Here is a 9253-nt window from a genome sequence, read left to right on the forward strand (position 1 = left end):
ACGGAGTTGACAACCTATATAGGAACACCCCCCACCCCTTCGGTGTCGGCGTGTGCGCTGTGCCGGTGCAGCGTGCGCTGGTGTGTGCTGTGGCTGTGTCGTGGTGTTGTGGCTCGCGCACTGTGGCAGTGGCTGTGGCTGTGTCCACCGCGTAGGTGTACTTGTGTAAGGACGAACTGGTGTGGCGGTGGTTATGTATGTGTCGCGGCTGTGCCTGTGTCCACCGCGGGTGTGTGGCTGTGTAAGGACGAACCGATGTGCCTGTGTCCACCGCGGTGAGGACGGTTGAGGACGATTTTTGAGGACGATGAAAACATGCTCTGACCTGCATGAGGACGATGAGGACGATGAGGACGGTTATCCCCCGCAAAACCGTCCTCACACCTATCTATATGAGTTGTATATACAAATACATATAAAAATCGGCTTTAGTCGTCTTGTATAGTTTCGTCCTCACTACTGCGGTGTGGTGTGACTGCACAATGCAGTGGTTTATCAGTGCCTGTGTGTCACAACACCGCGGTGTGTCTGGTGTACTGCGGTGGCTAGTCCTAGCGCGAGGCTGCGTCTGCGACTGTGTCCTGCGCCACATGAGGACGCATGAGGACGGATTTGTGCGAGACAATCGTCCTCACCGTCCTCACCGTCCTCATGCAGGTCAGAGGGGGTTTTTGCCGTCCGCAAAAATCGTCCTCACCGTCCTCATGCGTCCTCATTGTTGGCAAAAGACGAACCACCTTACCCGTCCTGCACTAGGACGAACCACCACGCATCCGCTGCGGACAATGCCACCGCGGTGTCCTGTTCATCCGCTATGGCCGCCGACACAGGCCACAGTCGCCGCCATGCACACACACAACAACACCCCCACCATGCGGGGTGCATAGCAGGGGTGTGGTCCACCGCGGTGGTGGTGGCTAGGCTGTGTCCTTTTGCGCCGGCGGGTTGGGGTTTAGCCAGTACTTATTTTCGGCGGCTGATCCCAAAATCTCTTTACGGCGCAACAGCAGGTCTAGCGCGTTGTCGAACTGTGGCCTATACGACGTCGAACACCGCCCACGCAGGTCCCGGCGTGTGAACACCCGCCCCGCGTTAGCAGGGTCGGTGAACACATCCCGCAGGCGCCGCACCGCTTTACTGCGCTGCTTGTTGGTTTCGCTGCGTGCTGCATCCTCACCCGCGGCGATCTGGTGACGCCGGCGACCCACAGCCTGTGCCCGTTTCGCGTCCTGCATCGCGGCCTGTGCCTCTAGCCCTACCAGCGTCCTGCGGTAGTAGCTCATAAGGTCGCCCACGTGATCCCAGATCGCCTCGTTGATGTGGCTGGTGCCGTGCAGTACTGCCACCGCACAGGCGAGTTTCACCGCGATCAGTGTGCCGTGCTCGAACAGCGGTGCCTGGTCTTCGGGCAGTCCGTGGTCGTAAAGGTGCGCGCCCTCACCGGGGTCCCACCCGTCGTCGATGCGCCCGTTAAAGCGCTTAAGGCGAACATCCTGCATCGCGCGCGGGCACATGGTGAAACCGGTAAGCGGTGAGGCCTGCGTCCACACATAACCTGGGTACTTAAACGCCTGCGTGCCGGCGACCACATCCTGCGGCGGCGGCTGCACACCAATATCGGCGCGTCCTAACGGCCACTCGGCGCACGTGAACAGGATGCGTTGGACCAGTCCGTTACCATCGGCCTGGTCCCGCAGTGCCGCATACACCGTCGGCTGTGTGCCACCACGCATCGCCACCGCATACCGACCGGTGAGCGACCACTGCTCGGTTTTGGTGTCCGCGCCGATAGGCTCGCCGACAAACGCCGATAGCAACACCGGCGACACAGTGTTACCACTGCGACCCGACACCGCCACGAAACGCGCCAACTCCGGCTCATTAAGCAGTGCCACTGCGTTCGGTACCGCATCACTAGCCACCCACTGCGGTGTCTGCACCGTGGTGTCGTCGTCGTCGGTGTCGTTGGTAGCGGGCGGGTACCGCTTCGCCAGCCACGCACGCGATAAGCGCGCGCCGATAGCCTCGCCACTATTTGCGGTGAACTGGTAGTCGTCAAGAGACTGATACACCTCGGGTACATGAGCAAACCCGCCCACAGGCGTGCGCTGCACCGTCGGCATGGTCGGCTCACCCCGCTGATCCTGCGGTGTCACCACCACCGGGTTAGCCAGGCGGACGATCCCGCGTCTGCGCATCACCTCGTCCTGCGACACAGTGACGTCGAGCAGGTCGAATCCGTCGTTGATCACCGGTAAGCGACCATCGCCCGTCCACGCCCACCCGCGGCCGTCGGTGGCCACGGATTTGCCACAGCCTGATGGTCCTGCGGCCACGTGATAAAACGCCACAGGTACTACCGCGTTTTCACCACCGGTCGGGATGTGGATGGTGCAGGGCACTAGCGCGGACGCCCTCACTAGCGCGTCCACATAGGACACCACCGGATTTGCGGTGATACCGCCCTGTGCGGTGACACAGTTGTAGTACACCCACCGCGTGTAATCGCTAAAGTCCATGATCCTACGCACATGCTCCGGCGACGCGGGGTACCCCTCCGGCCACAGTTCGTCCGACACACCCGACAATCCGCCTGCGCGTGCAGACTCGGCCACGCCACGCACAGTGTCCTGCGACACAGTTACACCGCAGTCACGCATCATGGTGATCACATCCGCCACAGTAGCGGCCGCGTCGGCGGATAGTGGTGTGTGCTGGTAGTTCACATCATCCGGCGGGAACACTAGGAAACGCCCGCCCTTTTGCTGCACCACCTGCGCTGCGGGGTAGTAAGTACGGATCACCGTAAACGGGTCCACCGCGGTGTCCTGTGCATGTGCTGGTGCCTGCGGCTGCACTGATGGTGTCGTCGGTGTCGGCGACTGCACGGGTGCCTGCGGCTGGGTCGGTGCAGTATCCACCGCGGTGCCACCCACCACAGTAAGTGTCGGTGGTGTCGGCGGCTGCGGCTGTGCCGGTGCAGGCGCTGGTGCATCATCTTCCAGCGGACCACCGAAACCGGGTAGCGCCGGGATGGTGTCGTCGTCGTCCGCCACTAGCGGGTTATCCACACCGCATGTGTCGGCCACCACCTGCATCGCGTCGGCTTCGGTGCCTTCGATGCTGCACAGTAGGTCGAACTTCGTGGCGATCACGCCGTTTTGGCTGTTGTATCCGCGGTAATAGTCGAACTCCACGTTCGTGGAGTAAGCGTTGAATACCTGCGACTCGCCGGTTTTGCACCCCGCGGTGTGTCCGACGCCGCTGCGGTCGCTGCTCGCGGTGGGGTGGCGGAACACCGGGCACCCACAACTATCGACGCCAGTCTCCTCCCACTTACTATCCAACTCTGTAAGAAGTTCATCCCACGATGTGGAATCCGCCCACTGGTCGATCAGGTCGGCGAACTCGTCGCAGTCACCGTAACCCGTGTCGGCGAACTCGTCGTCCACCGGATCAGGCTCGGGTAGGTCCTCGGTAACGGTGGACACCGCGGTGGCTGCGGGTGCCGATACTGTGTCCGCGACACCATCCACCGCGGTGTCTGTGTCGGTGTCTGTGGCGGTGTCTGGCGACCCCGCGGCGAGGGCACCGCCCGGCGCCCACGGGTTAGGCGGCGCTGTGGATAAAGGCGAGTAGGTCGCTGTGTGCCGCTTACCCGCAGTAGTCACCGTGATGCTCACACCGACACTGCACATCGCCTCACCCGGTGCTGCATACCCGCGTAGGCGTGCCAGGATCATGCACAGGCGACGCTGCAACTCGGCGTCGTCGTCCACCACGCCGTTAGGCTCCGGCGATGTGCCGCCGAACAGTGACAACTGCATCGCGTAGTTAAATGCGACACATGCGCGCACATACCCAGCTACCTCGTCGCGCTGGCGGCTGCTACCCCACCACAACTGCTCACCGTCACCGCCAGTAAGCAGACTGCGCACAATGCGCATGGTCGCCGGATCGGCGCTCGGGCGTGCAGGCGTCTTCGGGGTGATGGTCACATCCTTACGGTCAAGCACACCGCGGTGGATCAGCACATCCACCACCCACGTCGGCGGCACAGACAACACCGCGAGGTCGCCGTCCACCATCACCGGCGTGTAAGCGCCCTCGGCGCGCTCGCTCGGTGGAGCCAGGACGTAAGAGCCGCCGAACTTCACATCCCACCCGTCGGTACCTGGCTTCACCGCGGGGATACGTGCACCCTCGGGGAACAGCGATGCCACAGACACAGGCGTGTGTACCCACACATGCGCACCGCCTGTGTGTCCGGCCTTTAGTGAGCCTGCGCCTGCGTCGGCGTACACCCCCGGTGTGAGCACGGTCGGCACCACCGGATACCCGTAAGTGTCCACCATCCACGCGCTAAACGCGTCCACCGCGTCCTGCGTGTCCGCGTCCACCGCGACCATGTTGCCGTCCACTGTGGGTAGTGCGCCGATGTTGATGCCGTGGCTGGCGATCAGGCCGCGGGCGGTGTCTGCGTCCACCGGTTTACGTGAGGAATACCCGCCCCACGGTTGCTTATCAGCGGGTGCACCATCTTTAGTGAGGGTGCCCGCAGGATTCACCGGGACGAACTTGTTGAAGTGCTGTGCCGTGAGGTCGAACTTTTTATCCTGCGGCCACAGCGATGCGATAGCGGTGTTCGGTGTACCGGTGTACTGGTGCCAGGCGGTGTTGGTAGAATCGAAGGTGCTCATAGGAGCCGTCCTTTCTGGTGGTGTGTGCTTGTTGGCGATAGCGCACACCACCCTTTATTTATGGGTCGCCTACCGCGGCGAGGTCATTTTTGCTGCTAGTGCGCGTCGCGCATATGTGGTGTAGTCGTCGAAGGGTCGCAGTCGCACCACATGTTCTCCGTCCCATTCCTGCAACAGGCTGCGCACCCTGCGGTGGTACCAGTCGTGTTCGTCGCGGTCGTCGTCGGATAGCGACACCCACCCCGCGGTGAGCATGCGGTTCATAGTGGTGTACCCGTCCATCACCCCGGCGTCCATCGCGTCGAGCATCACCGCGGTGTACTCGGGGTATTCGTCCGACACCTCGGTGAGCAGTTCCCGCAGTTCGTCTTTCACCATCGCGGATGTGACGCCGCGGTTTGTCGTGCCTAGGTCGTATGTGGTCGGTAACCGGTCACCAGGAGGGTGCGGGGATAACCACATGGTGTGCGCCTGGCCCACCACCGCGGGGTCCGTCCGGTCCACCCGCTTACGCTCCGGCCACAGTGTCGCGTTGTACACCGCGATATATGCGTGATCCACGTAGTCCTGGTGATCATGCGGCCCGCGGCCACGCCCCCGGATATAGGCTGCTAGTGCCGCGAGTCCGGGACCGTAGGACACATCGTCGTAGTCGCGGTGTGCTGCGTCCTGCACAGCCACCGCCCACGCCCACAGGCATGCAGACACATCAGCCACATGCCGCACGGCAAGGGTGATGTGGTCGATGTCGTGAGCGGTGATGTCGCGCGCGATCACCTGCGCTATCTCGGGCACCGACACCTCGTAGCCCGACACCTCATACGCGAGGCCGCCGGATACGCGCGCCCGGTACCGCACCATCACATCCGCGGTGATGCAGGCGGTGGTGTCGTCGGTGATACCTGCGTCCACCATCACCGCTGCGAGGGCATCGGAGTCGGTGCCGATGCAGGCGGCTAGGCAAAAGTCCACCGCGGTGCCGGGCATGATCAGCAGGTCGGTCCTGGTGTTGTTGTTGTTGCTCATGGTTAGTTCCTCCCTGGTGTGATGCAGTCCACGATGGTGTGGGTGTTCACTGCTGCGTATGTAGCGACGTCCTCGGGGTATGTGGTCCTGTGCTGGCGCCCGTACCCCCATGCGCGTTCCGATCCGACTACGGTGAGTCCCACCGCTCGCCCCCACAGGTCGTGGTGCACACCCCACCGCTGTGCGAGGTCGTCCACGGTCGTGCCGTCGGGCGGTGGGATGATTCCCCGCTTTATCATCAGCCACGCACCCCGCCACACCGCGCGTGCGTCCGGGTCGGTGCCGTGCACCATGTGCAGTGCGTGTGTCATCGCGTCCTTAAAGGGCGCATCCGCTGCGTCCGCTACTAGGTCCTTACCTGTGACTAGCCACCGCTGCATGGTGCGTTCTAGCGCGTCTGCGGAATAGGCTGCGAGGCGGTCACGCACGCATACTGGTCGCCACTGCGATGCGTGTGACACATCGCCACCCCGGCCACGCCACAATTGCAGTGTTTCCTCTGCGCCGTATTTGCCGTTTAGCGAGGTGTAGACACCGTAGTCCCACCCCGCGTCTATGACGCGCCGTAGACGCACCACGGTGTCCTCACGGTCCTTTACATGCCGCGAGGTGCCAGGCACATGCGGGGTGTCGTCCTCACGCACCCACCCCTCACGCTGCATGCGGTCTAGTACCCCGCGTTGTAGCAGGTCGCCGGCGCTCCACGTAAGCAGGGTGATGGTTGAATCCACAGTCACCTCACCGCGGTGCAGTGCCACATACCCGTCTAGGTCGGTGAGCATCGCGGCTCGGGTAGCGGACAACATCGCCGACGGTGCCACCGCGAAACCGTCGCGGGATCTGATCCGTAAGGTGTCCGCATCCGTCCACTCACCGCCCTCGGCGGCGGCGACCACGACATCCATGAACAGGATCGCACGCTCGGCCTCGGTGAGTCCGGCGATCAGGTCGGGTGTCACGCAGTCGCTGGCTTTAAGTCCTTTGATGATCATTAGCCACGCACCCCCACCGCGGGGTCGTCGTTGATGTGGCTGGTGTCCACCGCGTGTGTGCGGGTGGCCTGTGTCGCTAGGCGCCGGCGGCGTCGTGCCTCACGTGCTGCGGGCGACAACAGGGGGTTGTCGTCCGCGGGTATCCACCCACGCGGTGTGGTGTTGCTGGCGTTGGCGATCAGCATGCTCATAGTGAGTCCGTCCTTATTGGTGTTGTCGATTAGTCCTGCGCGGCGAGGTCGCGCTCCCACTGGTCCACGTCTTCGGCGCGGTATAGAACGCGGCGACCCACGCGCATAAACGCGGGTCCGCCACCCTCGCGGCGATAGCGCGACCATGTGCGCGGCCCGGTGCCGGGGTAGCGGGTGATCAAGTCCTCGGTAGTGAGAAGATCACCGCTGGGGATGGTGGTACTCATTTGTGCTGGTCCTCCCTGGTGTCGTGGACACCCCTGCGGTGTCCGTATGAGGTAAGATTACCACACCAATGGGGGTGGTATCAGGGGGGTATGAGGCGGGTATGGGGTAGGTATGGTACCGTTATTGTGACCTGTATTCACAATCAGTCTTAGAAACGGTTTCTACCTGCGGATTCGGTGTAGATCACGTCTGCTAACTGGTTGTGACCTAGTAGCACAAGTGTGTGAATATAAATCCCCGTGGGGGTAGTGAGGACACTGTTTTGGCACAGCCTGGTGATGCGACGTGGCACGCCTTCACCCTGCCTAGCGGTGAGCCTCGCGTCCGCCTGCGCTACTACGACGTGAATCGCAAACGCCAGGCAAAAGTAATGCGCACCCGCGGCGAGTTGGAGCGGTGGTGGTTTGGCACCGCCACTACCGAGGGTGAACGTGCGCGCATACTGCGCCAGGCCGAACTAGATCGCGGCGCCGGCAAGTCACCGCTTCGTGACTACCAACGCGTGTGGGTGGACACCACCGATCTATCCGCACCGTCGGTGTCGAACGGTAAATCGCTGTGGCGTCGACACATCGCGGATGTGTTCGGTGACGCGCCGGTGGACACCATCACCCGTCGGCGGGTGAATGAATGGGTCACCGCGATGGTGCAGGACGGTGTGACGTATGAGACGCGGCGATACGCGGTGATCCACCTGCGGCGCCTGCTGCACCTGGCCCGCGACCGTGGTGCTGTGGCTGTGGATGCCACGGACGGCGTGCATCTAGGCCCGCGCGATCAGGAAGGCGCCGTCGATCCGCCTAGTAGTGCGCATGTGCTCGCGGTGATTAACGAAGCGCCACCGCGGGATAGGCTGCTCATTCGTTTCCTGGCACTCACCGGGATGCGCCAGTCCGAGGCTTTTGCGCTCACCGTCGGCGACCTGCAACTCACCGACGGTGTACCTGTGGCGCGGGTGGCTGCGGTGGTGGAGGCTGTGACGGGTGCAGTGAAAGCACGCACCAAAACGGGCAAGTCGCGGCTGGTGGCGCTACCCGCACCGCTAGCGGAGGAACTGCGGGAGCATGTGCGGGGTAAGGGTAAGAGCGACCTGGTGTTCACGTCGCCCGAGGGTAAAACCATCCGCGCTGGTAACTGGCGCCGTCGGGTGTGGAAACCTGCGTTGGATAGGGCGCGCGCTAAAGACAACAGCATCCCGGAGTTCACCCCGCATGATCTGCGGCATTACTACGCGGTGGCGTCGATCAGCGCGGGGGTGCCCGATCTTTTTGTGACGCGGCAACTCGGCCACGCGTCGTCCTCGTTTACAAAAGATCGCTACGGATGGTGGACACCCGAGGGCGGTGCACAGGTCGCTGATGCTGTGGCTGTATCGCTCGGGTACACCGACACCACCGCTACTGCATCCACGGACACCGACACCACCGACGCCGTATCCACATCCACGGACACCACCACATCCACGGACGCCGACACCACCGACACCGCCACAGACACCGACCTGGCTCGGTATGAGGCTGCACGTGCTGCTCGGCGTCGCCGGCGGTATGAGACGCGGGGTGTACCACCGCTGATGCAGCGTGATCAGTAGTAAAGGCTGTGTCCTTTACTGCGGCGGGATCGGCGCGTTAGCCAGGACAATAGGATGGGTGTAAGGCGCATCACCGTGGGTCGGGGTGGTGTGCCTGTAGTCGTACCCGCAGACATCGCCGCAGTTGCCACCACGCTCGCCACGTGGACGTAGCCTGTATCACCGCGGGGGATCAGGCTTACCACTGTGCTGGTAAGGATCGGGCGCATGTGTTGTGTAGCAGTCTGCTATCCGCAGGTCACGTGATGTGTCCTTCGCGCATGAGGCTTACCAAATCCTTACCAGACTAGGACGAACCGACCCTGTGGTGCAGTCGCTGGTCGGTATCCGGGGTAGGGATTTTCCGGGACGTACCGTTTTCCTATGTAGCAGCCTGCTACCCATGTTCACCTGCGCTGATACCCCCATGCGTCGTGTGGCGGTGCAGGCTGTGAGGGTGGCTGTGGCTGTGTCGTGTACACCGCGGTGTTTCGGCCAAAATGCGCGACGTGCTCACTCGTAATGAGAAGGTCGCGAGTTCGATTC

At 62.7% G+C, this 9253-nt stretch carries 6 protein-coding genes; 1 reads left to right on the plus strand and 5 read right to left on the minus strand.

The genetic code is table 11. The annotated features are described in order from the left end of the window. Positions 1–917: 917 nt before the first annotated feature. The 5 genes from HMPREF3048_RS10565 to HMPREF3048_RS10585 form a co-directional block, all read right to left on the minus strand. The gene (locus HMPREF3048_RS10565; protein WP_070772188.1) at positions 918–4700 is read right to left on the minus strand and encodes a DUF3987 domain-containing protein; all 3783 of its coding nucleotides are present in this window, start codon (positions 4698–4700) and stop codon (positions 918–920) included. 69 nt (positions 4701–4769) lie between these two features. Next, positions 4770–5726, minus strand: a complete 957-nt coding sequence (locus HMPREF3048_RS10570) for a hypothetical protein (protein ID WP_070772190.1) — start codon at positions 5724–5726, stop codon at positions 4770–4772. Between the two features lie 2 nt (positions 5727–5728). Next, entirely contained in the window at positions 5729–6718 is a 990-nt protein-coding gene (locus HMPREF3048_RS10575) for a hypothetical protein (RefSeq protein ID WP_070772192.1), read from the minus strand. Beyond that, positions 6718–6909 carry a hypothetical protein gene (locus HMPREF3048_RS10580; RefSeq protein WP_070772194.1) on the minus strand — a complete coding sequence of 64 codons (192 nt, stop codon included), beginning with the start codon at positions 6907–6909 and terminating at the stop codon, positions 6718–6720. The genes HMPREF3048_RS10575 and HMPREF3048_RS10580 overlap by 1 nt, the downstream gene beginning before the upstream one ends. A gap of 29 nt (positions 6910–6938) precedes the next feature. Then, positions 6939–7136 carry a helix-turn-helix transcriptional regulator gene (locus tag HMPREF3048_RS10585; RefSeq protein WP_070772196.1) on the minus strand — a complete coding sequence of 66 codons (198 nt, stop codon included), beginning with the start codon at positions 7134–7136 and terminating at the stop codon, positions 6939–6941. Positions 7137–7399: 263 nt separating this feature from the next. Here HMPREF3048_RS10585 and HMPREF3048_RS10590 point away from each other — a divergent pair, with 263 nt between their 5' ends. Then, the gene (locus HMPREF3048_RS10590) at positions 7400–8728 is read left to right on the plus strand and encodes a tyrosine-type recombinase/integrase (RefSeq protein ID WP_070772198.1); all 1329 of its coding nucleotides are present in this window, start codon (positions 7400–7402) and stop codon (positions 8726–8728) included. Positions 8729–9253: the final 525 nt, after the last annotated feature.

Origin of the sequence: Corynebacterium sp. HMSC075D04 (assembly GCF_001815635.1) — a bacterium.
In the GTDB taxonomy this organism is placed as follows: domain Bacteria; phylum Actinomycetota; class Actinomycetes; order Mycobacteriales; family Mycobacteriaceae; genus Corynebacterium; species Corynebacterium coyleae.